Below are 24294 nucleotides of genomic sequence, written 5' to 3' on the forward strand. Positions count from 1 at the left end.
AGCATGGAAAGAGGGAGAAATCCCTCTTTCCGGTCACTCAACGGCGCTGCGCAACGGTGTCCGATCCTTCCATCATCCCGGCAATGACCTCACGCGTCAGCGTCCCGTTATGAATCGACGTGGCGACCAGGGCGGCGGAAATACCCATCTCCGCAAGCTTCCACAGATCTGTAGCATCGCGCACCCCGCCCGCCGCAACGACCTGCCGGGCGCCCGCCCGTGCCTTGATCTCCGCCAGGCGGGCAAAGTCAGGGCCGGTCTCGGAACCGACACGAGCGAGAGTCATGACGATGACACGGGAAGGCCAGAGGTCAGAGCGGGCAAGGACGTCCTCCGGTCCACAAAACGCCTCGCCTCGGAAGTCGAGAGAGAGAATGGCGCCGGGATAGGCCGAAAAGTGGGTGAGGAAAGCCGCGTCGGTAAGCGATTCCGATCCGACGACCGGCGCCACGCCAGGCAAGGCGTGTGTACGCGCAAGGCTTTCCGAACCCGAAAAACCGGCATCGAGCCAGACTCCCGGCGTCGGGGTTAGACGGGTGAGACGAAGGGCGGCGGAGCAGTCGCCCGTCTGGCCTCCGATCGCGTCGAGATCCGCGACATAGAAGATGGTAAAGGGGTAGACACTGCGTAAGCCTTCCGCGACGTCCTCCAGGGCGGGACGGAGGCTCAACGGCGTCTCGAGCGGGCGATACGCCTGCCGTTCGCCGCGGCGGGCATGGACGACGAGAGCATCTTTGATGTCGAGAACCGGAATGATAAGCACGAGCAGAACCCCAGAGAGGACGAACCAATCCATGGAAGACCGGAATTCCGCAGAAGGAAAGCGCTTTGTCGCCGGATGGGACATCGGCGGCGCTCATCTGAAGATGGCGCTCTGCGAGAATGGTGTCGTCACGCATTCGGCCACGCTGAAGACATCGATGTGGCTCGGCATCGACGAGGTCCGGAGGGGCATCGAATCCTTGCGGGCGGAAGTGCCGGCGGGCGCTGCAAATGCCTTCACCATGACGGCCGAGCTTTCCGACGGATTTGCCGACCGGCGCGAAGGTGTAGCGGGCATTCTCTCGTTGATCGAAGAGGAGTTCGGCACTGAGGACACTCGCATCTACGCCGGTCGTGCCGGCTTCGCCGATACCGCGCAAGCACGCGGCCTCGCGCCCGACATCGCATCCGCCAATTGGCACGCGACAGCCGCGCTTGCGGCGAGCGTCGTCCGGGATGCCCTGTTCGTCGACATGGGTTCGACGACCACCGACATCCTCGCGCTGCGGGACGGCAAAGTGGCAAACACAGGCTATTCGGATGCCGAGCGACTACTCTCCGGCGAACTGGTCTATACCGGTTTCACACGATCGGCACTGATCGGCATCGCCGAGCGTGTTCCAGTCGGCGGCACGATGACGCCGCTGATGAACGAGTACTTTGCCAACACGGCCGACATCGCCCGCATTCTCGGCATGCTCGACGAGGCGGATGACCAGTATCCGTCAGCCGACCGGCGGGAGAAGACCCTGACCGGATCGATCGGCCGGCTGGCGCGAATGATCGGTCGCGATGGACCGGATCTCTCGACCGAGGAATGGAGCGATATCGCCCTCTGGTTCAGCGAGCATCAGTTACGGATGGTGCACGACGGCGCCCTCCGCGTTGCGGCCGATCATCGGCTTGCCCGCGGCGCGCCTGTGGTCGGAGCCGGCATCGGCCGGCCACAGATCCGCAGACTTGCCGCACGACTGGAGCGGCCGTTCGTCGATTTCGGAACGCTGATCAACGCCGTCGAACCGGCACGCGAAACGGCCTGCAAGGCGGCACCGGCGGCAGCCGTGGCTTTGCTCGCCGCCGCAGAGATCAGCAAGTCTGCGGATGCAGGCTAGCCTGTCGTCCGGTGCTGCTCGACCCGTTCCATGAGCCAATTCCACGCCAGCCGCTCGTCGGGGCCGGACGTCTTGTCGACGGCGATCTTCAGGTAGTCGATCTCCCGCTCGACCTTGTCTCTCGGGAGCATGTGCAACCGGCTCACCAGAATGGCGAGTTCCAGCACGGCGGCTTTTGCACGGTTGAGCCCGGTGAAGGGCGCATGCATTTCCTCGCCGACGACCTTGCAGAAATGCCGCGGGCGCACGCCGTCATCGTCGACAGAGACCACCTGCAGCAGTGAATGGCTGAGCGCCGATTGCAGCCGCGGCACTGGCCAGTCGGCGACGGGTACAAGCGGCCAGTCTTTCCGCCCGGTCAGGCAACCCGCGAAGACCAGCATGTCATCGGTGTAGTTTGCGACGGCGAACGGCACCGCAGCGAGATTGTCGAGCGTCCGGGAGGGCCGAAAGGGGGCGATGACCCAGCAGTCACCCTCGGCGATGATGCCGAGCGGCGCGATATGCGGCTGGCCGACGGCATCGACGGTGGTCACGATCACTTCACGGATGTAGCTCACTTGCCCTCCTTCTTCGCGCGCAGCGTGTGGCCGGCCTCGGCGAGCCGCGTCCGGTCCTCTGTCTTCTCCGGGACGGCGACACCCCAGGCGAGCGGTTCGTCCTGCACGTAACGCTTGCCGAGTTTCCAGGCGATCTCCGCCTTGGTGAGCTCCGCGCCGAGATAGAATGCGTGTGCGCCGTCGGTCGCAACCTCGAGATCGGGAAAGAAGGAGAACGCATCCTGCCCGGTCCGGTGGTCCCGCGCATTGAAGACATGCACGCCGTCGGGCGCCGTCATGATGCGGAAGTTGGCGTCGCGAACAGTGCCCGCCAAGGCCTCAATATCCGCGCTCGAGTAAGGAAACGGCTTGCGGTCGTGCACCTGCAAGAGCCCGGGATCATAGCCCTTCGGCAACGCGCCGTCTCGCTTGGCGGCATACATGATCCGCCGCGCGCGATCATGCTCTTCCACCGTGCGCGCGGTATGCGGGCTGACATTGACGACCAGCACGTTGCCGATCGAGAGCTCGGAACAAAGGCCGAGAAGCACGGCCGTCACACCGGAGGAATCGGCATCCGTGAGTTCCGTCAGGTTCCCCGTTCCCATCAGCATGGAGACGTCAGGCCAGCGCCGGCGCGCCTCGATGAAGCGGCCGAGCGACGCAGCAAAGCCAAAATGAATGGGATCGAGGACCGGATCGATGATGAATTCGATGCCCGCCTCGCGCGCTACCTCGATGGCGCGACCGAGGGAGTCGAGGTCGCCGGGAACAGCGGGGATCAGGACCGGCGTGATCTTGTAACGGGTGGCAAGATCGAGCGTGTGTTCCGTGAGGCTCAGGAGAAAGTCCGCGCCCGCTTCCGCCGCCGCTTCCAGTTCGGCGAGATCGGCGGAATCGACGCTGACGGCCAACCCCTCCGCCTTCAGGCGCTGAATGGCCTCACGCAAATGACTGAAAGGCGTATCCGGCAGACATCCGAGATCGATGACGTCTGCCCCGGCTTCGGCCAGCGAGCGGGCGCGCTCGAGCAGCAGGTCGATCGGCAGCGCCGACGCATCGACGATCTCGGCGAATATGCGCAGGTCGTGGCGTGAGAGATCGACGGCCCTCCCCTTGCGTCCGAGGAAGGCCGGCAGATCGGCGATCTCATCGGGGCCCCGGACAAAGCGGACGCCGAATTCCGACGTCAGTCGCTCGATATTTCCCCGGAAACGGCCGGGCAGGACGACACGATTCACCGCGGAAGGGCATTTGAGCCGCCGTTTGATGATCTCTTCCGTCATCAGAGCCGCGACTTTGACGCCGATATCGACAATGTCATAGGTGAAATCTCTCTTCTCCAACCCGGCGAGAACGTTCTCGAGCCTGGTCTTCGCCAGATGTCCGGTCAGGAAGACGAGATGTTCAACCATCGCCGGCGAGCGCCTCCCTGCGATGCGCGACCGCGAGCCTCAACTCTGCCAGCGACTCGACGACCTGCGTGCGTTCGAAGGTCTTGAGCTTTGCCGTGTTTTCGAGATCGATCCGGCGGGGATAGACCTTCACCAGTCCGCCCGGCGCCATGGTTTCGAGTTCAGGCGCGGTATCGCACGCAAAGACGATGGACGGCACCCGGCATTTTCCGGCCTGCGCATAGACGTTCGTCGCCAGCGTATCGGAAATCCCGACGACGCATTTTGCGACCGTATTGGACGTTGCCGGCGCAATGACGACGGTGTGGTAGACACCATGATAGAAGCTGCCGACGGGAACCGAACTCGCCGTTTTGTCGTGCAGCACACGCATCGTGTCCGGAAAATCGAGCTTCAGCTTGTACATCCGCAGCACTTCGGCCGCGGCCTTCGACACGAACACGTCGCAGTGGGTTAGCGTATGGATGAGTTCGAAGCTCTCGACGAAGAAGTGTCCGGAACCGGTCAGAACCCAGGCCCAGCGGGGTGTCTCCAGGTGCGTCATGAACCGAGAGCCTCCTCCGCGACCTTGCGGGCAACCAGACGACCCGGAATGTCCGATGCAGCAAGAGCGTCGCGTGCACTCCCGAGGCTCTCCGGTCCCGCGACATAGAGCTCCGTTTCACCGCTCAGCGCACGCGGCAGGTAATCATCGACCAGCTGCCGAGCCACCAACGTTTCGACATCCACATCTTCGGGGCCAATCTCGGCCTGCTTGACCAGGAGGAGCCTTTCAGCCCGGATACGACCGGCCAGCCAGGCAGCCAGTGAATCGGAAGTCACGCGCCAGGATCGCAGGATATCGGGCGCTCCGCGCGTCATCGAGGACGGCAGCCAGACCGGCACGAGCCCGGAGTTCCAAGCCTGTTCCATGTCGCGGATCGTCATGCTTGGCCGGAACCGCTCGCTCCGTTCGGCGATGACAAGCCCGAACTGGTCCATGGCAAGGATCGCCATGTCGTGGGCAACCTCGTCCGAATAGCCGAGCGGCTTCTGCATCACGCGGATATGGTCTGCAAAAGGACCGCCTCCTGGCACCAGAACCAAAGGGAAGCAGGCGTCGGCGAGGAGATCGATCCATCGCTGCATCTCGTCGCCGCCGGCGGTGCTTCCTCCGAGTTTCACGACCACCGGCTTCATGAGGGGACGGCTCCACGCCCGCGATGCTCGGCGGCATGGGTGCCCGCGCGGTCCCCTGATCTTGCCGCATGCTGCCGATCCTGTTTGCGTTCGATGATCACACCGACGCCACCGGGACCGAGCTCGAGCTTTTCCGCACGGACGACGACATTGGTCACGCGGGGATTTTCGAGCACGAACGCGGCGATCTGTTCGGCCAGCGTCTCCACCAGCTCGATATGGCCGCGCGCAACGAGCGAGCGGATGCCGTCCATGATGAGGTCGTAGGAGACGACGTGCCGCATGTCCTCCGGGTTGCGGGTGACCCGCAACACGTCCGCCGTCACGTCGAAACGCATCCGCTGCGTCTTGCCGTGCTCGAAGCTGTAGGCGCCGATTTCGACTGGCAGGACGAAGTCCCGCACGAAAATCTTGTCGGTGCCGAGACCGAGTTCGGACGCATCCGGAAAGTATCCGCGCGCCGCCAGCAGCTTGTAGTCGACGCGCGATTGCGTACCGGCCGGCTGTTCTTCCGGAATCAATGCCCGAATCTTCAGTGCGGCATCGCGATTGATCTCGGCGTCCCGCACGAGATTGTCGCAAAGTGCACCTCGAAAACCGATGAAGTCTGGATTGTAGGCGAGAAGCCGCGGAACGTCCGGCGCCTCCAGCGACCCGGCGAGACCGGCTGTGAGTCCGCGGGCATGGCAATCGGCAACGAACGTGCCGATACGGTCGGTGCTCATGTGCTGCAGCAAGCGGCCCTTCGTCTTGTCGGCAGTGTCGATCATCACACCGTGGAAGCCGGCCTCCGCGAATACGTCGATGACATTCTCGGGATACACGTAATCGGCGAAGAGGACTGCCACGAGTTTCCTGTTCGCCGCAATGCCGGCAAGGCCCTTTGCGCAGTCCGTGAGATAGTCAGACGGAAGAAAGCCGATCTTGATGAAATCGACGCCGGTCGCGGCCAGCTCGTCGACCTTTGCCCTTACGACGTCGGGCTCCATCGGCAGATCGCCTGAGGCGGCGCTGGTGAGCCGACGACCGTTCACGAAAGCAACGATCTCGGCGATGTCCCTCATATCCACGGCGCCCAAAGCACCCCGTGACGGCTCCTTGAGATCAATGATGTCGGCACCGGCCTGCAGGGCGATTTCCGCCTCCTGACGGCTCCGAACACTTGCCAACATCTTGGTCATCAAAATTCTCCTCGCACGACAGGGTTAGCGTCTCCCGCGCGGCGAGAAAAGCGTAAATCGAGGCTTGAGATTACGGATAGGTTGTATAAAAACAAGTTGGGCACCTTTACTGCTTCAGCCGTCGTCACTCGTGTGACGGCGTGGGGAAGTGGTTATCCTGCGGAGAGCACGGTGCCTGAAACTCTCGCGTTTTTATTGGGCTTTTTTTTGCTGCTCGTCAATGCGGCCGACCTCCGGGCGCAGGATGGCGGCGCGGGAGCAGTGCCGACGGAGATCGGCATCGGATACCTGCGCGCCTACGAACCGCAACTGGCGCTGTCGGTCCTCGACATTCCGCCACGCGACGAGGGCGTGGCCGGCGCGAACGTCGCGATCAACGATAACAACACGACGGGCAAATTCCTCGGGCAGTCCTTCAGCCTCGACGTCGTTGAGGTCAAATTCGATGCGGATGTGGTAGCGGCGTTCAGGGAGATGCTCGCCCGCGGCGACAAGTTCGTGCTGACCGACGTCTCCGCAGCCCAATTGCTCTCGATCGCCGACCTCGCCCGCGACAACGGTGTGCTCCTCTTCAACGTCGGCGCCACCGACGACGTGTTGCGCGAGGAAGAATGCCGGTCGAACGTCTTCCACACCGCACCGACCCGCAGCATGCTGGCCGATGGTCTCGCGCAATATCTCGTATGGAAGCAGTGGCGGAGATGGGTGCTGCTTTACGGCTCGCACGAGCGCGACCAGCTTTATGCCGATGCAATCCGTCGCGCCGCTGCACGCTTCGGTGCGACGATCGTCGAGGAGCGCTTGTACCAGGACACCGGCTCCGCCCGCCGCACCGACACGGGCGTCATCCAGGTGCAACGCCAGATGCCCGTCTTCACCCAGAACCTGCCGGAGCATGACGTCGTCGTCGTCGCCGACGAGAGCGAGGTGTTCGGCAGCTACGTCCCCTACCGCACCTGGACACCGCGCCCGGTCGCCGGCACCGCCGGACTCATCCCTTCAAGCTGGCATCCGGCGAGCGAACAATGGGGCGGATCGCAGATCCAGAACCGTTTCTCCAAGGCAACCGGCAGGCGCATGCTGTCCAAGGACATGCAGGCATGGACAGCCGTGCGCATCCTCGGCGAAGCGGCGACCCGCACGCAAGGTAACGATCCCGAGAAAATCGAAGCCTTCATAAAGTCGGACGACTTCTCGATCGCCGCCTTCAAGGGGCAGAAAGTGACCTTCCGCACCTGGAACTGGCAATTGCGCCAGCCCATCCTGCTGGGCGACGGCCGAGGCGTCGTCTCAACCTCCCCCCAGGAGGGCTTTCTCCATCAATTCTCGGAGCTCGACACGCTCGGCGTGGACCGGCCCGAAACCAAGTGCAAGCTGAAATAGAAAGAGTGGGAGGAGAGAATGCAGCGACTTCTCAGGCAGCTCTATTGCGCCGCCGTGGCGACGGTCATCGCCGAGCCCGCTTGGGCGAATGCGGTCTACGTGTCCAATGAAAAAGACAACACGGTGACCATCGTCGACTCCGACACGATGGAGCCGGTCAAGACGATCAATGTCGGGCAGCGCCCCCGCGGCATCACCGTCTCCCGCGACGGCAAGTTTCTCTACGTCTGTGCCAGCGACGACGATACCGTCGAGATCATCGACACGGCGACCCACGAGATTGTCGGCAGCCTGCCGTCCGGCCCGGATCCGGAGCTCTTCGTTCTTTCCCCCGACGGCAAGACGCTCTACGTCGCAAACGAAGACGACAACCTCGTCACCGTCATCGACGTCGAGCAGAAGAGCGTTCTCGCGGAAATCCCGGTCGGCGTGGAGCCCGAAGGCATGGGCATAAGTCCGGACGGGAAGATCATGGTGAACACGTCTGAGACGACCAACATGGCGCACTTCATCGATACGGAGAGCCATGAGATCGTCTCCAACGTACTGGTCGATGCGCGTCCACGTTTCGCACAGTTCAAGCCGGACGGCTCGGAGGTCTGGGTGAGTGCGGAGATCGGCGGAACGATCTCGGTGATCGACAATGCCAGCCGTGAGGTGAAGCACAAGATCAACTTCGAAATCCAGGGACTGCGGTCCGAAGCGATCCAGCCGGTCGGCATACGGATCTCCGCCGACGGCAAGAAGGCCTATGTCGCCCTCGGTCCCGCGAACCGGGTCGCGGTCGTCAATGCGGAGACCTACGAGGTCGAGAAGTACGTGCTGGTCGGCCAGCGCGTCTGGCAGCTCGCGTTCACGCCGGACGGCAAGTACATCATCAGCACCAACGGGCTTTCGAACGACATTACCTTCATCGACACGCAATCCGACGAGCCGGTGAAATCGGTCACCGTCGGAGCCCTGCCCTGGGGCGTGACGGTGGCGCCAAACTGACCTGCAACAGAAAACCGGGAGGACCGAATGTCCAAGCTCAAGCTCGTCGCATACGCAGCCATCATCAGCCTGCTTTCAATCCAACCTTACGCAGCCGCCCAGGAAGAGGACGACGACAACGACCAGCCGAAGGTCACGCGCGCCAGCAAAAATCTGCCGGAACTGATCCTCGGTTCGAAGGAGGATATCTACACCGTAAACCAGAAGGACTTCGAACTCGTCGCCGGCCAGGGTTACCGCTGGAAGGTCACATCGGCGGGAGGCCTCGAATACAAGTTCGCAACCGATCTCTTCCGGAACGTCTGGATGAACCAGATCATCATCGACGACCTTGAAGTGCACATGAACGGTGCTCCCGCCTGGCTGGAATTCGACGCCGAGGGGACGATCAATGTTCAGTTCACCACCGTCAGGCCGGGAGAATACACCTGGTCCGTGCCTGATCTCGCCGACAAGGGCATGAAGGGCAAGATCGTCATCAAGTAACTGCCCACTTTCCGTGCAACACAGGAGCGGGTGGCGGCGTATCGTCACCCGCGGGAAGGGGAGCCTCCAATGATCAAGGCCGGATTGCCCGAAGGTGTGAATACGAAGCCGAAGCAGGATGCGGCACTGCCTCCGCTGGAACTGAGTTCCGTCAGCTACAGCTACGGCAGCCGCAAGGTGCTCGACAATGTCTCCTTTTCGATCGAAGCCGGCCGGTTTGCAGTGCTGCTCGGTCTCAACGGCGCCGGCAAGACCACGCTCTTTTCATTGATCAGCCACCTCTTTTCGCCACAGACCGGCACGATCCGCATCTTCGGTCACGACATACGTCGCAAGGCCGGAAGCGCGCTTCGCCGGCTTGGCATCGTCTTCCAGGCCCGGACCCTTGATCTCGATCTCACCGTCCTGCAGAACCTCGCCTACCACGCCTCTCTACACGGGATCGGCACGCGCACGGCGCGCGATCGTATCCGGGAACTGCTCGCCTCGATCGACATGGAGGACCGGCTGCACGACAAGGCGCGCAGCCTCTCCGGAGGACAGATGCGGCGCGTTGAAATCGTCCGCGCGCTCCTTCACCGCCCGTCACTGCTGCTACTGGACGAGGCGACCGTCGGGCTCGACATCAAGTCGAGGGCGGCGATCCTCGCCGATATCCGGCACCTCGTCGCACAGGAAGGCATCAGCGTCCTCTGGGCGACCCACCTGATCGATGAAGTCAACCAGGCGGACCAGGTTGTGGTTCTGAACATCGGAAAGGTCGTCGCCGACGGTGCCGTGGCGGACGTAATCCGACAAACCGGTTCCACGACGCTCCATCAGGCATTCTCCACGCTCACAGGCATCGTGGACATCCGAGCAGGAGGTACACGGCCATGACCGATATCACGGGACATGACGGCGCGATGTCACGCTGGGCGCCTCGCGAACGCTTCGGGCTTCTGCAATACCTCGTCTGCCTGAATGGCATTCTGAAGCGCGAGGGGTTGCGCTACCTGAACCAGCGGGAACGCTTCATCTCCTCGCTCGTGCGGCCCCTGCTCTGGTTGTTCATCTTCGCGGCAGGATTTCGCCAGGTCCTCGGCGTCTCGATCATCCCGCCCTACAAGACCTACGTGCTGTATGAAGTCTACATCACGCCTGGGCTTTGCGGAATGATCCTGCTCTTCAGCGGCATGCAGTCTTCGTTGTCGATGGTCTACGACCGCGAGATGGGTAACATGCGAACCCTTCTCGTCAGCCCCTTCCCACGCTGGTTCCTGCTGGTTTCGAAGCTTCTTGCCGGCGTCGCGGTGTCGATCGTGCAAGTCTATGTCTTCCTTGCCATCGCCTGGTTCTGGGATGTGAAAGCGCCCGTCGTCGGCTATCTCCTGGTGCTGCCGGCACTCTTCCTGTCCGGGTTGATGCTGGGTGCTCTCGGGATGCTCCTGTCGTCCTTGATCCGGCAACTCGAGAACTTCGCCGGGATCATGAACTTCGTGATCTTCCCGATGTATTTTGCATCCTCCGCGCTCTATCCGCTGTGGCGTGTGCAGGAAGCCTCTCCCCTGCTCTATCGGATCTGCCTGGTTAACCCGTTCACCTATGCCGTCGAACTGGTGCGTTTCGCCTTCTATGGCCAGATCGAATGGACATCTCTTCTGGTGGTCACCGCCTTCACGTTTCTGTTCCTGGCGGGCGCCATTCTCGCCTACAATCCGAGCTTGGGCCTCACGACCCGCAAGCAAGACACGGGAGGAAACACATGAGGACATCGATCATCGTCGCGGCTGCCGCCGGCATCGGCATGTTGCCGGGGCTGGCCGTCGGCGCCACCAACACCGATCCGGACTGGCCCTGCATCCAGCGCAAGGTACCGGAGTTGTCCGTCGCACAGGTATGGAACGGAGACGCCCTTCCGGACAACGCCAAGGACTGGAGCAAGGATCCGGCCGTCGAGCAACTGGTCGACGAACTAGCAGCGCGGCGAGTTCCGATGGACACTGCCCGGAAACAACTCGAGACATTCGTCGCGACACTGCCCGCCGACCACACGGACGAGAAGCTTGCGCAGGTTTTCCTGGGCCTGTTCGAAAAGCTCAACCGGGAACGCGAGCAGGTTATCTCCGGCATCGCCCGCTATGCCGGCAAACAGCGGCAAATGGCGGCCGATCTCCGCAAGAAGGCATCGGATGTCGATAAACTGAGGCGCGATGCGAATGCCGACCCGACCGAGCTCGAGAAGCAGAGCGATCAGTTGAAGTGGGAAACACGCGTCTTCGAAGAGCGCGTCCAGTCGCTTAGCTACGTCTGCGAGGTGCCCACGATCATCGAGCAGAGGCTCTACGGCCTGTCAAAACTCATCGGCCAACTCATGCCGAAGAGCTGACGGATCCACACGTCCGATGCGCCTGTACTGGAAGCCCTGTGCGGCACCGTTTCTCTTCTCTGCGAGCTCCGCCATGCGATGATGAAATGGTGAGTTGATGCAGGCCGGATCGGTGGCGGACGCATTGCCGGCAATCGCCAGGGCCTGACAGCGACAGCCGCCCCAGTCGACCTCCTGGCGATCGCAGCTGCGGCACGGCTCCGGCATCCAGTCCGTGCCTCGGAAGGCATTGAAGGCGTTGGATCGATACCAGATATCCGTAAGCGTGCGGTGGCCAAACCGATCGAAGCTCAGGGACGGGATGGTGGCGGCCGCATGGCACGGCAGCACCGTGCCGTCGGGGGTGACCACGAGGGCATCCCTCGCCCAGCCGCCCATGCAGGGCTTGGGATAAACCGCGAAATAGTCGGGCGTGACGAAATCGATTGCCATCACGCCGTGCAGCCGCTCCTGCGCCGCTTCGACGATCTCGACCTGTCGTTCGACATCCGCCCTGTCCGGCATCAGCGCGTCACGGTTGAGAAGTGCCCAGCCTGCGTATTGCACATTGGCGATCTCGAGCCGTTCGGCCCCGAGCGACAGCGCAAGTTCGATGAAGGCCGGTACCTCGTCCATGTTGTGCCGGTGGATGGGCGCGTTGATCGTGAGCGGAAGGCCGGCGGAACGCACCTGGCGAGCGGTCTCGAGCTTCTTTTCCTGCGCGCCTTTGTGATTGCCGATCAGTTCGGTCGTGGCAGCATTCACGCCTTGAAAGCTCAACTGCACATGGTCGAGACCGACATCCGCCAATGCCTGGATGCGCCCCTCCGGGACGCCGACACCGGCGGTGACGAGATTGGTGTAGACCCCACGACGATCGAGACAGGCAATCAGTTCTTCGAGATCGGGGCGAAGCGTCGGCTCGCCGCCGGAAAGGTGAACCTGCAGGACGCCGAGATCGGCCGCTTCCTCGAAAAGCGATAGCCAGCCTTCCGTCGACAGTTCCTGATCAGCTTTCAGAAGCTCCAGCGGGTTCGAACAATAGACGCATTGCAGCGGACATCGATACGTAAGCTCGGCCAGCATGCCGAGTGGCGGAAGAATCTCGCTCATAACGCCACCACCAGCCTGTCCGCCCATTCCTGGAGGAAGGTCTCCACGTCCGTTGCAATCTCCTCGGCCGGGGTTTCGTATTGCTCGGCCAGACATTCAATGATCTTCCGAGGAGACCGCTGTCCATTGCACAGCCGCAGAATCTCGAGACTGACTTCGTTCGGCCAATAGACCCGCTCCGGCGCCAACAGTGCCCAGGCGTCCCGGACTGGATCGAATTGCAGCCGGCAGTACCGCTTCAGCATCGGCCTGGATGAAAGCGAGAGAACAGCACGCTCCCTGACGAGGGTCATTACGCAGCCCCCGGATCAAAAGCGCCGGGCGGAATTTGCCCGTTCTCGCCATAGGCGTGTTCGAGCGCGTCCAGCATCGACCAGAGCACATCGCACTTGAAGACAAGGGCATCGATGACGGTCTGTTGCTTCTGCGGCGTGTCGGCGTGCTTCAAGACATAGGCCAGCGCGAATTCCGCATCTCTCGATGCCTGGACCGGCCGGGGCTTGAAGTAGGCGAGGATATCCTCGGTGACATAATCGTATTTGGCGAGCATGGCTGGCACGCGCTCGCCTATGATCACCGGTGAGAAGAGCTCGGTCAGCGACGAGGCGACCGCTTCCAGAAGACTGCGTTCGGTACAGAACGAAAGATAGGCTCCGACTGCGAAACGGGTCGCCGGAAGGGCCCGACGCTCGCTCTTGACCATATCCTCCTCGAGGCCGAGACCCGTTGCCAGCTTCACCCAACGGGCGATACCGCCGTCCCAGCCGTTGGTGCCGTCATGATCCTCGATGCGCTTGCGCCATTCGGCACGGAAGGCCGGATCCTCCGCCCGCGCGAGGATCATCGCATCCTTCCTCGGAATGACCGCCTGATAGCAATAGCGGTTCAGCGCCCAGGCCTGGAGCTGGCCCTTGCTCAGCGTCCCCGACACCATCTTGTGGTGCAGCGGATGACGATTGTGATAGCGCGCCGCTCCCACCTCGCGCAGGAGGGCTTCGAGCGCGCCCGGCGTCAGTCCGTTCTTTGCAGCACTGGAAAACGTGGTCATAGTCTGATCTCCATTCCGTCATGGCCGACTTCCCAACCGTTCGCCCGGACAGCACGATGCTCGGGGGAGCGCTCGTCGAGGATCGGATTGGTGTTGTTGATATGCACGTAGACGCGCCGCCCGACCGGCACGTCGGCGAGCAGCGCCATCGAGCCCTGCGGCCCAGATATCTGCAAATGGCCCATGCGTTTGCCGGTCTTGGGTCCGACACCGGCATCGAGCATCTCGTCGTCGGTGAAGACCGTCCCGTCAAAGAACAGGCAGGCGGCACCGGTCAAACGTGTCTTGAGACTGCCGTCGACCGCCGCGCAGCCGGGGATATAGAATGCCGACGACGCGGCATCCGGTTCGAAGATACGCAATCCGACAGTATCCCCGTCTTCGGTGCCGAAGCCATCTTCGGCGCGGTCGACATCCTCAAGGAAGAGGGCGATCTTGCCGGGAACGGAAAACGTCTCGACCATGATGCCGGTCGGCCGTCCGTCGCTGTCGGCGATCGGGATCACACCCTCCAGAGGAAGAGGGCGCCGATCCACGTATTGCGGATCCAGAACATTGAAGATCGTGTTCTGTTCGAGGACCTCGAGGACACGCCGGGTCGCGTAGATCACGAAGCGCTCGCGCTCCCTGAGACTCAGAAGACCGGCGATATGATCGACATCCGCATTCGTCAGCACGACGGCACGAATGGGTGTTGCCCGCAGGGGCCCCTCCTGCGGCGGCTGCAATTCCGGTGTTGCGGCGATCTGGGAACGGATGTCCGGCGAGGCGTTGAACAGCACCCAGTCCCGCCCGTTCGCACACGCTGCGAGACTCGACTGGGTTCGGGGGCGAAATCCTTCTTCCCCGCCGCGAACCGCTCGGCTCAGCCGATAGTTGCAGTTCCACTGCGGAAACCCTCCGCCTGCGGCAGACCCCAGGACATTCAACAACATACGACCGATCGTCCTCCAGCGACACATCGAGGGAGCCGCCCCGTCCGACACGAACGGGGCGGCCGAGTGGCCTATTTCTTCAGCTGCGCCGGGAAATAGCGAGACATCTCCATGCCCGCGGCAACAGTGCACATGGTCGGTTTCGTCCAGGTCTTCTTCATCATCTCCTCCTTCTCTCTAAGACCGCAAGTGGTCTTGCTGGGTATCATACGCCTCAGCGGCGTAAGATCTCGGGTTGCAGGGGCGTGGCCTTCTCGGTCGGCTGTCCGGCGGCGATCCATCCGTCCGATCCGTGCGGATACCAGAGAACCTGCCGGTACCCCCATTCGACTGCGCGCCTTGCGGCATTCCAGGACATCCAGCACCTTTCCTGGCAGTAAAAGAGCAGCACCTTCTCGTGGCTGCCGCCGGTGAGTCTTTCCAGGTTGGTGCGGAAAAACGCTTCCATCTCTTCGTTGAGCACTCCGTAGCCGACATTTGCGAGCCAGACGCTGCCGGGAATGTTCTCCCGTACCTTCTCCTTCCAGACCGTTCCCGCGGGCAACTCGGGCGGCCTCGGATTATAGGGCAGAACGTCGATGAAGACGGCCGCATGCTCTGTCCAGAGCCCTACGACCTCCGGCGTATCGACGACTCGTGCCCCCTTCAGCGTGTCGGGCACGTCGGCACGGTAATTCTCGCTCCTGTATGCGGACGGTTCCGCTACCGGTCCGGCAATCGCGGTTGCGACCGGCACAAGAGTGATCGCCGCGACCATAACCAATTCGCGCATCCGCATGACCGTCGCGTGCTCCTCCTCGCGGCCGCCTACTCGGTAATCGGCCGGCTGTTCTCGTCCACCAGCGGGACATTGTAGTCCAGCAGTATCCGGTTGATCTCCTTCTGGTTATCTCGAATGACTCTGTTCAAGGTCCGCTTCCATTCCTGATCCGACGGCCGGACCCCCATGGTGATGCGATAGGACATGTGATCCGGCTTCTCCTTGAGAAGGGGGACGACGACGAGATCATTGCCGATCTGCTTTGCGTAGTAACCAGCCATCGGCCCCCAGAGGATCGCGACCTCGATCTGGCCGGCCTCCATCTCCTTGAGCATCACCTCGGCCATGGAGGGAGCAAGGCGCGTATCGACCATCAACGGATAGGGCTTGACGGTCCGCATGAGGCCCAGGCGCGCAAGCGTCGCCGCGGGCGGCGTACCGGCGACAATCCCGATCTTCTTGCCTGCAAGCCGCGGATCGGACAGCGTGTCGACGCCATCTAGGCCATCGCCCTTCCGATACACGATCACATAGGTCGACTTGTAGTAGGCATTGGTGTTCTGCACGAGTTCGTCGCCCTGGGCATATCCGATGACCACGTCACAGAGATTGGCTCGCAGCGTGTTGCGCACAAAACCAGTCGCCATAGGAAACCAGGTGTAGGCGACCGACTTCCTGCCGGTCTTCGACGCGACGAGTTCCGCCAGCTTGTTCTCGAAACCGCCACCGTTCTCATCGGTGAAGGGCATGTTCGAGGGATCGGCGCAGACCCGCAGCACCTCCGGATCGACCAGTTCGCCGGCCGCACCGAGGCCTGCGCCCTGCGCAAGCCCGGACGCCGGCAGCGCCAGAACAGAAAGCACGCTCCAAACGAGGACGCCTCTTGCCATGTCACCCACCCATGCAGGAAGTTTCGTGGTCCTTCGCCGCTTGCGGCTTCTCCTCCTTCTTCGCGGGACGCCCTCTCGGCAGATCGCCGACGGCCCTTGCACGAAGGTAGATGTAGATGTCGTCGAGATAACAGTAGACGTTCTTATTGTCGCCAAAAGATGGCATCACGCTCTCCTTGCCGGCAGCCAGGTTCTTTCGCCCCTCGGCAACGATCTGGAGGAACTCTCCGTAAGTCAGAACTTTCAGAGAATCGGCAAGCACCGGTGCGAAAGACGATCCGGCACCATCCGCGCCGTGGCAGACAAAGCACTCCGAATTGAACCGGCGGTATCCGCTGTAGGTGTACCAGTCGACGGTCCCGTCCTCGGCGATCTTGAAGGTCGGCGACCCTTCGGCGTCGAAATATTTCCCGTCTTCACTCGTGACCGCCGCGGCGGCAGCCTTGTCGTCCGCGAGGGCCGATGGCACACCCACCGGAAAAAGCAGCGCAAGGGCAAGCGGAGCGTATTTGAAGGTAAAATGCATAGGCACCTCGTGTTCGGCTCAAGCGGCCGGCACGCGCCGCCACCCGAAAACCTGAGAAAGTCGTGAAGTCGAGAGACAGCGAACCCGGCCCGCGGTCGCGCGACCGGGTTCGCCCTGCTCAGGAGGTCATTTGAAAGCTATGTCTTCGCACCCTTCGGGCTTACTTGCCCGGCAGCGCGAACACCGTCAGCTGGCCGCCGAGGGTCGTATAGTCGGAGAGACCGGCATAACCGCCGACAGCACCCAGACCCTCCGTACCCTTGGTCAGACCCGCGGCGAGACCGATCCCGGCCCAGCCGCCCACCCCGGACAGCACAGCAACATACTGCTTGCCGCCATGTTCGTAGGTGGTGACGTTACCGATGATGCCGGAGGGCGTCTTGAACTTGTAGAGTTCGTTGCCCTGCAGGTCGACCGCCTTGAGGTAGCCTTCGAGCGTGCCGTAGAACACGACATCACCGGCCGTGGCGAGCGCCCCCGACCAGACAGAGAACTGTTCCGGCTTTGACCAGACGATCTCGCCCTTTGCGGCATCCCAGGCGATGAAGTTACCCATGCCGCCATGGCTGTTCGGCGCCGGATACATGGACAGCGTCGCCCCGATATAGGGCTGGCCCGCCGTGTAACTGACCCGGTAGGGTTCGTAGTCCATGCAGACGTGGTTGGTGGGGACGTAGAACAGCTTGGTTTTCGGCGAATAGGCCGCCGGCTGCTGGTCTTTCGTACCGAGAGCCGCCGGGCAAACGCCGGTGGTGTTCACGTCCTCACCGTTCTTGTGGGTGGAGTATTTGTCCACCACAATCGGCCGGCCATAGTCGGGGCTGTTCTTGTCCATGACCACTTCCGTGGCCCAGTTGACGGCCGGATCGTATTTTTTGGCGACCAGCAGTTCGCCGGTTGCGCGGTCAAGCGTGTAGGCGAAACCGTTGCGGTCCGGATGGAACAGGATATCCCGGGGCTTGCCGTCGATCTCCACGCCGTCTGCCAGGATCATTTCGTTGACGCCGTCATAGTCCCACTCATCATGGGGCGTCATCTGGTAGAGCCACTTGGCGACACCGGTATCGGCATCACGCGCCATGATGGTCATCGACCAGCGATTGTCCCCCGGACGTTGGCTCGGGTTCCACGTCGAAGGATTGCCCGTCCCGTAGAAGATCAGGTTGAGCTTGGGGTCATAGGAATACCAGCCCCAGGTGGTTCCGCCACCGATCTTCCACTGGTCGCCTTCCCACGTCTTCGTGCTCGAACTGGGGCCGACCGGCTTGCCGAGATGGGTGGTCTTTTCCGGATCGATGAGCATTTCATCGTCGGAACCCATCGAATAGGCCCGCCAGGCGAGAGAGCCGTCCTTGATGCTGTAAGCCGTCAGGTGACCGCGAACGCCGAACTCGCCGCCGGAAATGCCGACGATGACCTTGTCCTTGACCACCATAGGCGCCGAGGTACCGGATTCCCCGGTGCTGCCGTCGGCCGTCGTACCGTTCTTGACGGACCAGACGGGCTCGCCCGTCTTGGCGTCGAGCGCCACCAGCGTTGTATCCGCCTGATAGAGGAAAATCTTCCCATCGGCATAGGCCACGCCACGGTTGACCGTGTCGCAGCACATGATCGGGATGACGTTGGAATCTTGCTTCGGCGTATATTTCCAGAGAATCTTGCCGTCGTTGTTCAAGTCGAGAGCAAAGACGGTGTTCGGGTACGGCGTGTGAACGTACATCACGTCGCCGACGATGAGCGGACCCCCTTCATGTCCGCGAAGAACGCCGGTCGAGAAGGTCCAGGAGACCTGGAGATCCTTCACATTGTCCTTGTTGATCTGGTCGAGTTGCGAGTATCGCGTATTGGCATAATCCCCGCTCTGGATCACCCAGTTCTTCGAATCGGACATCATGCCTTGAAGATCGTCATTCGCCATGGCTCCTCCAGCCAAGGCGAACGACAGAGCGGTGGTGGCCAGAGCCACGTTCATTACAGTTCTTGCAGGTTTCCGTGCACGCATATCGAGTCCTCCCTAAGTCCAAAATGGACGAGCTAGGCGGCATCCGCCTCGAAAGGCCTCACCGCGCCATCAGCTCACGCAAATGGGAAGTATTTCCGGCAGCGTGTCACGACCGAAGCCAAGGCGTGCGGAGGGCACCGTTACCGCCCACCCCGCTTGGCCTGCGAAGACTGTCACCACTCCCTTGACGGCAACGTCCTTGAAGCCGGAAACAGGGAGACGATAGGTTATCGAAATCAAATGCGCAAGAGGTTTGTGAATTAATGTCTACTGCAACGCACTATATCGATTCCGCAACGCAGTATACCATGAATTTTAATTGGTTTACCGAGGGAAGATTTGGATACCATGGCAATCTATTATGACGATTGATTTTAGCGTTTGCCATCCATTGAATTCTACTGCTATTCTTGCGCTAGACTTTACTGCTATGCAGCATGAGGAGCCACCCATGAGTGCTCGGAATTTTGTCAGGGCTTCAATTGTGGCAGCCGCCGTCGCAGCCGGTTCGGGGGCGGTGGCGATGGGGTCCGCAGAGTATCCGACAGCGACCGTCGCCGAATATGTCTATGGATGCATGAAGGCGAACGGGGAGAACAGGGAGATGCTCGATCGCTGTTCCTGCTCGATCGACGTCATCGCCTCCATCATACCCTACGAACACTATGTTACCGCGGAGACGTTCAAGGGCATGGGGCTCGTCGCGGGCGAAAAGGGAGCGCTCTTCCGCGAGACAGCGCCGGCCAAGGCCGCGATGACCGAACTGAAGCGGGCGCAGGCGGAAGCCGACATTCGCTGTTTCTAATGGACCCTGCGCATTGTCAGGCTGGATCGAGGGGCCAATGCCCCTTGAATACCTGGCCTTCCGTGTCGGTCGCCTCGACCTTGATCTCCTCACCCGGCCTCGCGTCGAACTGGAAGCGAAAGTTCGGATCCTCGGAGATGGAGATGCCGCCCTCCATCTTCAGGATCAGCCTGTCCCCCTGGGAAATCGTCAGGTCGTGAACGAAATGCGCGGGAATGTAGTAGCGTGTGATCTGATCCATTTGCAGGCCGGAATTGTTCGGATGACGGATCATCAGCTGCACATCCGCCGCCTTCGACAAGTCGGCACCACCCGACTGCGTCGGGAATATCCGGAGCTTCATCTTGCCCAGCGAGGCCATCGCCTCGTCCTGGTTCTTGCTCGCCGGAGCACCGCAACCGCCGGAGGCCTTGACGAAGGCTTGCGTCATGTAAAGCTTACCGTCCCCCGTCTCCGCTATCGCTCGTACATACGAATAGGAATCGACGCGGACGCGGGTGGCGAGATGCGTGACGCCGGCATCCTTGCCGAAGGTGAAGGTCGCGGCGACGGGAGACGGATTCTCGTCAATGACCAAGGTCACCGCCTTGATGGCCGCTTCCCCGCTTCGATTTTCGAAATGCAGGTCTATCGGCACGATGGCAGCATCCTCGGCGCGTGCAGGCGCCTCGATGGTGACGATGCCCTCGGCCGCTTCGATCGTGCGGTTCCCGAAAATGTCGGTCTTGAGACCATCCCACGTTGCCGTCGTCGCCGGGGATTGCGCCCGAGCCGGCATAGGCATACTGCCAGCCGCACAGAGCGAGAAGACGAAAAGCGCCGTGGCGACCTCACGTCGCGTCAGCAAGTCAAGGCGATGTCCAGTCATGTCTGCCTCCACCACAGAAATTGGCGGTGCCCGGCAGCGTCCATATTAGCACCAAGGCCCATGCGCCGGCAAATCACGGTTCCGACAGCAGTGCGACCGACCGTGCGGCGCGGCGACGCTATTCCCATTCCAGTTCAGCAAAGGCAGCCGTGGCGTTGCGAGGGTTATGCTCGTCGAAGAGCCGCCAGCGGCCACGTTCGTCTTCGGCAACCGTTCCGATGGCCTCGCCCATCGGAACGCCGCCGGCAATGGCTTTGCGGACGTCCCTGACGACCGCGGCAAAGTATCGCCTTTCATCATCAAGGGCTTGCGGCCACTTCGCCGCCACCGGCCCATGTCCGGGAACAACTTGCGACGCCCTGATTCCGGCAAGGGGTTCGAGCTGCTCGATCCAGCCACGGATCGATCCGTCAAGGGTCGGCAGATGCTCCATGAAGCAGAGGTCGCCGGCAAAGAGGGTTCGTGTGGCCGTGTCGAGCACGGTGAGATCATTGTCCGTATGGGCAGGCTTCCAGGCCCTGAGAACGAGCGTCCGCCCGCCGAGGTCCAGTTGCCGTTCCACCTCCACCAGCACGTCGGGAGCCGCGATGCGGATGTCCGCCATGAGATCGCTCCCCATCGCATCGCGGTAGCTCGCGAGATAGAAAGATCCGCGGTTCGCGAGCGCCCTCGGCAGGTTATGGTGACCGACGATCTGCACGCCGATTTCCGCAAACGCAGCATTTCCGAAAATATGGTCGGGATGCATGTGGGTATTGACGAGATAGCGGATGGGCCGGTTGGTCACGGCACGGACGGCTGCAATCAGTGCGCGCCCCTCGACAACGCTTCCGCCGCTGTCGATAACGGCAACGGCGTCCTTTCCGACAATGAAACCGACATTGCAGATCTCCCCCTTGTTGGCGGCACGCATCAGCTCGTGCCTGCCGCCGAAAACATGGATGCCCTCTGCGACCTCGCGTGTCGGCAGGGCCGTTTCGGCTGCGTGAAGACGCGCAGACGGCACCAGTGATGACAAGCCGAGCCAAACACCCGTCCTCAAGATGCGGCGGCGGTTCGGCAGGTTTACCATCGGCTCTCTCCTCATCCGTGATCGGAGAATTTCTCCCGGAAGGAGCGCATCAGATCGCTTCTGACCTGCTCGCTGCGCATCTCGCGTGGAATCCGGATCAGGAACACCCCGGTGACGCGCGAGGGACGAGACGAGAGAACAATGATCCGATCTGCGAGCAGGATCGCTTCCTGTAAGTTGTGAGTTACCATCAAGGTCGTCATCGGCCGCTCCGACCACGCCACCGCCAGCATGCGGCGCAGCTGGTTTGCCGTAGCCTCGTCGAGGGAAACGAAGGGCTCGTCGAGCACCAGCAGACCCGGCTCGATCGCCAGTGCCCGCGCGATCGCCGCCCGACGGGCAAGGCCGAGAGAAAGCTCCCCCGGAAAGAACGACCGCATTGTCGAAAGGCCGAGCATGGAAAACAGCTGATCGAGATTCTTGTCGCGCAGCGCCGTGGGTAGTGCGAGCCTGACATTCGCCTCGACCGTCCGCCAGGGGAGCAGCAGGGGTTCCTGGAATACGACACCCACGCGCGGGTCCTCGGTGCCAGGCAAGCGAATGCTGCCCTCGAAGTCACGGTCGAGACCGAGCAGCGCCCTGAGTGTGGTCGTCTTGCCGCAGCCGGAGGGGCCGATCACGCAGGCGAACTCGTTCTCCTCCACCTCGATGTGCAGGTCGCGCAACACCTCCAGCGTCTCGCCGGAGGCGGCACGGAATGCCTTTCGCTCGATGTCGATTTCAAGCCGTGCGCCGGCGCCAACGGATGGATGCATGTTCAATGGGCTGTACCACCACCAGTTCGATGAAGAGCATGACGGCAACGAAGGTCAACGTGTAGGCGAGAATCGTCGCGACGTCGAAAAGCTGGAAATAGAGGTTGATCTGGAAGCCGACCCCGTCTGAACGCCCGAGCAGTTCGACGACCAGGACGATCTTCCAGATGAGCGAGATGCCCGAGCGCCCTGCTGCGGCAAGGTAGGGCTGTAATTGTGGAAGCAGTACATGCCGGAACCGCGCGAACGCGCTGAAACGGTAGACTTGCGCCATCTCCGAATAGCGCAGGTCGAGCGCGCGTGTTCCCTCGCGCATGGTGACGATGACATTCGGGATCTTGTTGACCGCGACGGCACCAATCGCCGCCGCTTCGTTGAGGCCGAACCAGATATAGGCAAGGACGATGATGACCAGCGCCGGAATATTGAGGAAGAGGATCACCCAGGGTTGAAGAAACGCATCGACCCGTCGATGGCCGCCGAGATAGATACCGATCGCCGATCCGATCACCATGGCGAGCGAGAAGGAGGCAGCCACCCGCCAGAGCGTCACGCCGAGGTGGTGGGGGAGTTCACCCGTCGCGACCTCGCGCAAAAACGCCCTCAGTACATCGGCGGGAACGGGGAATGATCGACTGGGCCAGACCGTCGCAGTGACATGCCAGACCAAAACCAGGCTCGCGAAGGAGACCGCCGCCGTCATCGCCGGGACACCGAAGCCACGGCGCCGACCTACGGCATGTTCCGGCGAGGAGGAGGTCGACCGGTCAGGAACCGTGGTCACTTGGCCCTCCAATACGTCCCGGGCATGAGCGTCTTCGACGAGCCGACGAGCTTCTCTCCGCCGAGGTCCGCAAGGACCGCGTAGAGCGCGGCGGCATCCTTCTCCTCGTCTTCAATTGCCCGGTTCGGAATGCCTTCGCGATAGCGATCGCGCAGCACCGTGAGTGCTTGTCCGTCGGCCTTGATGATCGGCGCGAGTCGCAACCATTCCTCGTCGGAACTGCCCAGCAGCGCCTTGGCTTCGGCACTCGCGGCCATAAATCCGGCGATTGCGTCCGGATGCGCTTTCGCCCAGCTCTCATGGAAAATGTAACCGAGGGCGGATACCGGCCCGGACGCTCCGAGCGCCTCGGCGGCGTCGTTCGCACTCACCAGCCGCCGGAAGCCGGCAGCTTCCAGACGGGCACAGTAGTGCCAGAAATTCAGCACGGCATCGAGTTCGCCCTGCTGTGCCTTTTCTGCAAGCAGCGGGGGCGCACCGTACGCGATGTCATTGTCGGCGGCGAGGTCACCGGTCTTTTCCTTTCGCGCAAGCCCTTGCAGCAGCAGCCAGCTCTTGTCGATCGGTCCGCCGGCAACACCGATCTTCTTTCCCTTGAGGTCTGCGAGGCTCTTTATCGGTGACTCGGATGGCACCATGAGAGCGCCGACGGAGGTCGAGTAGGGGAACATCGTCAGGTCTTCACCAGATGCGCGCTGGCGGGAAACCCACAGCCAGTCGGAGACGATGAAGTCCACCTCCCCGGCCATGAGCGCGACGCTCGTCGCATCTTCCCCGGCGAAGAACCGGACGTCGACGTCGACGCCGTGCTTCTCGCCGATCTTGTGGTGCTTGATGGTGTCGAGTTCCCAGTTGACGGTCCCGAACTTGAGAACGCCCACCCTGACAGTTTCGGCGGCTCTTGCGCCGAGGGGCGGGATCAGCCCGACGCACACCAAGGCTACGAGCACCGACCGACGGCACCAGAAAAGCATGTTCCGCATTCCCTCACCTCTTGTTGAGCCGCAAGTGTACCGGCTTCCGTCTTCCTAGATGTTGATGTCCCGTGAGGGGTAGGCGCACCGCCACTTCACGACACGCAGGTTCGGATGCTCCTCAGACCATTTCGCGATGTGCGTCGGCGCGAGAAACAGGCAATTCAACAAGCTGCCGGAAGCTTCGAAGTGCAGGCTTTGCTCGCGGCATTCGCCGGGCGAAGCCGCAAGGCAGATCGTCATGACGAGGTTGATGATATCCATGTCGCACCTTCCGTATCGACGACAAATCCCACCCCCTCCGTGGAAGAGGGCCGTCGCTATCACGTCAGATTTCTCACGGTGCCCGGATAAGAAACAGGAAC

At 61.9% G+C, this 24294-nt stretch carries 28 protein-coding genes; 8 read left to right on the forward strand and 20 right to left on the reverse strand.

Translation table 11 applies throughout. The annotated features are described in order from the left end of the window. Positions 1 to 37: 37 nt before the first annotated feature. Complete coding sequence (locus DFR48_RS18845; RefSeq protein ID WP_245415662.1) at positions 38 to 796, reverse strand: HisA/HisF-related TIM barrel protein; 759 nt, start codon at positions 794 to 796, stop codon at positions 38 to 40. On the opposite strand from DFR48_RS18845, the gene DFR48_RS18850 reads away from it, so the two are divergent. Continuing rightward, the gene (locus DFR48_RS18850; protein ID WP_114364764.1) at positions 795 to 1874 is read left to right on the forward strand and encodes a hydantoinase/oxoprolinase family protein; all 1080 of its coding nucleotides are present in this window, start codon (positions 795 to 797) and stop codon (positions 1872 to 1874) included. The two genes, DFR48_RS18845 and DFR48_RS18850, sit on opposite strands and share 2 nt — an antisense overlap. Here the strand turns inward: DFR48_RS18850 and DFR48_RS18855 are convergent. From DFR48_RS18855 to DFR48_RS18875, 5 genes are read right to left on the reverse strand one after another with little or no spacing between them, the layout of a single operon-like run. After that, positions 1871 to 2434 (reverse strand): DUF447 domain-containing protein, encoded by a 564-nt coding sequence (locus DFR48_RS18855; RefSeq protein WP_114364765.1) that lies wholly within the window; start codon positions 2432 to 2434, stop codon positions 1871 to 1873. The two genes, DFR48_RS18850 and DFR48_RS18855, sit on opposite strands and share 4 nt — an antisense overlap. Further along, positions 2431 to 3828 carry a DUF6513 domain-containing protein gene (locus DFR48_RS18860; RefSeq protein ID WP_114364766.1) on the reverse strand — a complete coding sequence of 466 codons (1398 nt, stop codon included), beginning with the start codon at positions 3826 to 3828 and terminating at the stop codon, positions 2431 to 2433. The genes DFR48_RS18855 and DFR48_RS18860 overlap by 4 nt, the downstream gene beginning before the upstream one ends. After that, the gene (locus DFR48_RS18865; RefSeq protein ID WP_114364767.1) at positions 3821 to 4372 is read right to left on the reverse strand and encodes a flavoprotein; all 552 of its coding nucleotides are present in this window, start codon (positions 4370 to 4372) and stop codon (positions 3821 to 3823) included. The genes DFR48_RS18860 and DFR48_RS18865 overlap by 8 nt, the downstream gene beginning before the upstream one ends. Then, positions 4369 to 5007 carry an amino acid kinase family protein gene (locus tag DFR48_RS18870; protein ID WP_114364768.1) on the reverse strand — a complete coding sequence of 213 codons (639 nt, stop codon included), beginning with the start codon at positions 5005 to 5007 and terminating at the stop codon, positions 4369 to 4371. Before DFR48_RS18870 ends, DFR48_RS18865 begins: the two co-directional genes overlap by 4 nt. Further along, the gene (locus tag DFR48_RS18875; protein WP_114364769.1) at positions 5004 to 6188 is read right to left on the reverse strand and encodes a (5-formylfuran-3-yl)methyl phosphate synthase; all 1185 of its coding nucleotides are present in this window, start codon (positions 6186 to 6188) and stop codon (positions 5004 to 5006) included. Before DFR48_RS18875 ends, DFR48_RS18870 begins: the two co-directional genes overlap by 4 nt. A gap of 207 nt (positions 6189 to 6395) precedes the next feature. On the opposite strand from DFR48_RS18875, the gene DFR48_RS18880 reads away from it, so the two are divergent. The 6 genes from DFR48_RS18880 (at position 6396) to DFR48_RS18905 (ending at position 11418) form a co-directional block, all read left to right on the forward strand. After that, positions 6396 to 7571: an ABC transporter substrate-binding protein gene (locus DFR48_RS18880; RefSeq protein ID WP_170141935.1), complete on the forward strand. Its 1176-nt coding sequence runs from the start codon at positions 6396 to 6398 to the stop codon at positions 7569 to 7571. Positions 7572 to 7589: 18 nt separating this feature from the next. Further along, the gene (locus tag DFR48_RS18885) at positions 7590 to 8564 is read left to right on the forward strand and encodes a YVTN family beta-propeller repeat protein (protein ID WP_114364771.1); all 975 of its coding nucleotides are present in this window, start codon (positions 7590 to 7592) and stop codon (positions 8562 to 8564) included. A gap of 27 nt (positions 8565 to 8591) precedes the next feature. Next, positions 8592 to 9050 (forward strand): cupredoxin domain-containing protein, encoded by a 459-nt coding sequence (locus DFR48_RS18890; RefSeq protein WP_114364772.1) that lies wholly within the window; start codon positions 8592 to 8594, stop codon positions 9048 to 9050. Positions 9051 to 9119: 69 nt separating this feature from the next. Then, positions 9120 to 9929, forward strand: a complete 810-nt coding sequence (locus DFR48_RS18895; RefSeq protein ID WP_114364773.1) for an ABC transporter ATP-binding protein — start codon at positions 9120 to 9122, stop codon at positions 9927 to 9929. Then, entirely contained in the window at positions 9926 to 10798 is an 873-nt protein-coding gene (locus DFR48_RS18900; RefSeq protein WP_114364774.1) for an ABC transporter permease, read from the forward strand. Before DFR48_RS18895 ends, DFR48_RS18900 begins: the two co-directional genes overlap by 4 nt. After that, entirely contained in the window at positions 10795 to 11418 is a 624-nt protein-coding gene (locus DFR48_RS18905) for a hypothetical protein (protein ID WP_114364775.1), read from the forward strand. The genes DFR48_RS18900 and DFR48_RS18905 overlap by 4 nt, the downstream gene beginning before the upstream one ends. On the opposite strand, the gene pqqE is transcribed toward DFR48_RS18905, so the two are convergent. The 8 genes from pqqE to DFR48_RS18945 all read right to left on the reverse strand — a co-directional run bounded on the left by pqqE (position 11383) and on the right by DFR48_RS18945 (position 18641). Next, positions 11383 to 12510 carry a pyrroloquinoline quinone biosynthesis protein PqqE gene (pqqE, locus tag DFR48_RS18910; RefSeq protein ID WP_114364776.1) on the reverse strand — a complete coding sequence of 376 codons (1128 nt, stop codon included), beginning with the start codon at positions 12508 to 12510 and terminating at the stop codon, positions 11383 to 11385. The two genes, DFR48_RS18905 and pqqE, sit on opposite strands and share 36 nt — an antisense overlap. Further along, complete coding sequence (gene pqqD, locus DFR48_RS18915) at positions 12507 to 12803, reverse strand: pyrroloquinoline quinone biosynthesis peptide chaperone PqqD (protein WP_114364777.1); 297 nt, start codon at positions 12801 to 12803, stop codon at positions 12507 to 12509. Before pqqD ends, pqqE begins: the two co-directional genes overlap by 4 nt. Beyond that, positions 12803 to 13558, reverse strand: coding sequence for a pyrroloquinoline-quinone synthase PqqC (gene pqqC, locus DFR48_RS18920; protein WP_114364778.1), 756 nt, complete (start codon positions 13556 to 13558; stop codon positions 12803 to 12805). The genes pqqD and pqqC overlap by 1 nt, the downstream gene beginning before the upstream one ends. Beyond that, positions 13555 to 14493 (reverse strand): pyrroloquinoline quinone biosynthesis protein PqqB, encoded by a 939-nt coding sequence (gene pqqB / locus DFR48_RS18925; protein ID WP_114364779.1) that lies wholly within the window; start codon positions 14491 to 14493, stop codon positions 13555 to 13557. Before pqqB ends, pqqC begins: the two co-directional genes overlap by 4 nt. A 214-nt stretch (positions 14494 to 14707) precedes the next feature. Then, entirely contained in the window at positions 14708 to 15265 is a 558-nt protein-coding gene (locus DFR48_RS18930) for a PQQ-dependent catabolism-associated CXXCW motif protein (protein ID WP_170141933.1), read from the reverse strand. 35 nt (positions 15266 to 15300) lie between these two features. Next, positions 15301 to 16143, reverse strand: a complete 843-nt coding sequence (locus DFR48_RS18935) for a substrate-binding domain-containing protein (protein ID WP_114364781.1) — start codon at positions 16141 to 16143, stop codon at positions 15301 to 15303. Position 16144: 1 nt separating this feature from the next. Continuing rightward, positions 16145 to 16669, reverse strand: coding sequence for a c-type cytochrome, methanol metabolism-related (locus DFR48_RS18940; protein WP_114364782.1), 525 nt, complete (start codon positions 16667 to 16669; stop codon positions 16145 to 16147). Positions 16670 to 16829: 160 nt separating this feature from the next. Then, positions 16830 to 18641, reverse strand: coding sequence for a methanol/ethanol family PQQ-dependent dehydrogenase (locus tag DFR48_RS18945; protein WP_114364783.1), 1812 nt, complete (start codon positions 18639 to 18641; stop codon positions 16830 to 16832). 481 nt (positions 18642 to 19122) lie between these two features. On the opposite strand from DFR48_RS18945, the gene DFR48_RS18950 reads away from it, so the two are divergent. Then, entirely contained in the window at positions 19123 to 19476 is a 354-nt protein-coding gene (locus DFR48_RS18950) for a hypothetical protein (protein ID WP_114364784.1), read from the forward strand. A 16-nt stretch (positions 19477 to 19492) separates the two neighbouring features. On the opposite strand, the gene DFR48_RS18955 is transcribed toward DFR48_RS18950, so the two are convergent. From DFR48_RS18955 to DFR48_RS18980, 6 genes are all read right to left on the reverse strand, one after another. After that, complete coding sequence (locus tag DFR48_RS18955; protein ID WP_114364785.1) at positions 19493 to 20344, reverse strand: quinoprotein dehydrogenase-associated SoxYZ-like carrier; 852 nt, start codon at positions 20342 to 20344, stop codon at positions 19493 to 19495. Between the two features lie 118 nt (positions 20345 to 20462). After that, entirely contained in the window at positions 20463 to 21416 is a 954-nt protein-coding gene (locus DFR48_RS18960; protein ID WP_114364786.1) for a quinoprotein relay system zinc metallohydrolase 2, read from the reverse strand. Between the two features lie 11 nt (positions 21417 to 21427). Then, a complete protein-coding gene (locus tag DFR48_RS18965; RefSeq protein ID WP_114364787.1) occupies positions 21428 to 22171 on the reverse strand; it encodes an ABC transporter ATP-binding protein in 744 nt (247 codons plus the stop codon). Next, positions 22137 to 22955: an ABC transporter permease gene (locus tag DFR48_RS18970; protein ID WP_374591234.1), complete on the reverse strand. Its 819-nt coding sequence runs from the start codon at positions 22953 to 22955 to the stop codon at positions 22137 to 22139. Before DFR48_RS18970 ends, DFR48_RS18965 begins: the two co-directional genes overlap by 35 nt. Beyond that, a complete protein-coding gene (locus DFR48_RS18975; RefSeq protein WP_425359270.1) occupies positions 22952 to 23938 on the reverse strand; it encodes an ABC transporter substrate-binding protein in 987 nt (328 codons plus the stop codon). Before DFR48_RS18975 ends, DFR48_RS18970 begins: the two co-directional genes overlap by 4 nt. A 45-nt stretch (positions 23939 to 23983) precedes the next feature. Further along, positions 23984 to 24193 carry a hypothetical protein gene (locus DFR48_RS18980; RefSeq protein ID WP_114364788.1) on the reverse strand — a complete coding sequence of 70 codons (210 nt, stop codon included), beginning with the start codon at positions 24191 to 24193 and terminating at the stop codon, positions 23984 to 23986. Positions 24194 to 24294 lie beyond the last annotated feature (101 nt).

It is taken from the genome of Ciceribacter lividus (genome assembly GCF_003337715.1).
Lineage (GTDB): Bacteria > Pseudomonadota > Alphaproteobacteria > Rhizobiales > Rhizobiaceae > Allorhizobium > Allorhizobium lividum.

Coding starts and splice junctions, on each gene's coding strand:
- pqqC (WP_114364778.1), bottom strand. CDS start 13,558: ATGACCACGTTTTCCAGTGCTGCAAAGAACGGACTGACGCCGGGCGCG.
- DFR48_RS18975 (WP_425359270.1), bottom strand. CDS start 23,938: ATGCGGAACATGCTTTTCTGGTGCCGTCGGTCGGTGCTCGTAGCCTTG.
- DFR48_RS18860 (WP_114364766.1), bottom strand. CDS start 3,828: ATGGTTGAACATCTCGTCTTCCTGACCGGACATCTGGCGAAGACCAGG.
- DFR48_RS18865 (WP_114364767.1), bottom strand. CDS start 4,372: ATGACGCACCTGGAGACACCCCGCTGGGCCTGGGTTCTGACCGGTTCC.
- DFR48_RS18885 (WP_114364771.1), top strand. CDS start 7,590: ATGCAGCGACTTCTCAGGCAGCTCTATTGCGCCGCCGTGGCGACGGTC.
- DFR48_RS18905 (WP_114364775.1), top strand. CDS start 10,795: ATGAGGACATCGATCATCGTCGCGGCTGCCGCCGGCATCGGCATGTTG.
- DFR48_RS18980 (WP_114364788.1), bottom strand. CDS start 24,193: ATGGATATCATCAACCTCGTCATGACGATCTGCCTTGCGGCTTCGCCC.
- DFR48_RS18950 (WP_114364784.1), top strand. CDS start 19,123: ATGAGTGCTCGGAATTTTGTCAGGGCTTCAATTGTGGCAGCCGCCGTC.
- DFR48_RS18945 (WP_114364783.1), bottom strand. CDS start 18,641: ATGAACGTGGCTCTGGCCACCACCGCTCTGTCGTTCGCCTTGGCTGGA.
- pqqB (WP_114364779.1), bottom strand. CDS start 14,493: ATGTTGTTGAATGTCCTGGGGTCTGCCGCAGGCGGAGGGTTTCCGCAG.
- DFR48_RS18930 (WP_170141933.1), bottom strand. CDS start 15,265: ATGCGCGAATTGGTTATGGTCGCGGCGATCACTCTTGTGCCGGTCGCA.
- DFR48_RS18955 (WP_114364785.1), bottom strand. CDS start 20,344: ATGACTGGACATCGCCTTGACTTGCTGACGCGACGTGAGGTCGCCACG.
- DFR48_RS18875 (WP_114364769.1), bottom strand. CDS start 6,188: ATGACCAAGATGTTGGCAAGTGTTCGGAGCCGTCAGGAGGCGGAAATC.
- DFR48_RS18845 (WP_245415662.1), bottom strand. CDS start 796: ATGGATTGGTTCGTCCTCTCTGGGGTTCTGCTCGTGCTTATCATTCCG.
- DFR48_RS18870 (WP_114364768.1), bottom strand. CDS start 5,007: ATGAAGCCGGTGGTCGTGAAACTCGGAGGAAGCACCGCCGGCGGCGAC.
- pqqD (WP_114364777.1), bottom strand. CDS start 12,803: ATGACCCTCGTCAGGGAGCGTGCTGTTCTCTCGCTTTCATCCAGGCCG.
- DFR48_RS18935 (WP_114364781.1), bottom strand. CDS start 16,143: ATGGCAAGAGGCGTCCTCGTTTGGAGCGTGCTTTCTGTTCTGGCGCTG.
- pqqE (WP_114364776.1), bottom strand. CDS start 12,510: ATGAGCGAGATTCTTCCGCCACTCGGCATGCTGGCCGAGCTTACGTAT.
- DFR48_RS18895 (WP_114364773.1), top strand. CDS start 9,120: ATGATCAAGGCCGGATTGCCCGAAGGTGTGAATACGAAGCCGAAGCAG.
- DFR48_RS18965 (WP_114364787.1), bottom strand. CDS start 22,171: ATGCATCCATCCGTTGGCGCCGGCGCACGGCTTGAAATCGACATCGAG.
- DFR48_RS18890 (WP_114364772.1), top strand. CDS start 8,592: ATGTCCAAGCTCAAGCTCGTCGCATACGCAGCCATCATCAGCCTGCTT.
- DFR48_RS18940 (WP_114364782.1), bottom strand. CDS start 16,669: ATGCATTTTACCTTCAAATACGCTCCGCTTGCCCTTGCGCTGCTTTTT.
- DFR48_RS18900 (WP_114364774.1), top strand. CDS start 9,926: ATGACCGATATCACGGGACATGACGGCGCGATGTCACGCTGGGCGCCT.
- DFR48_RS18960 (WP_114364786.1), bottom strand. CDS start 21,416: ATGGTAAACCTGCCGAACCGCCGCCGCATCTTGAGGACGGGTGTTTGG.
- DFR48_RS18850 (WP_114364764.1), top strand. CDS start 795: ATGGAAGACCGGAATTCCGCAGAAGGAAAGCGCTTTGTCGCCGGATGG.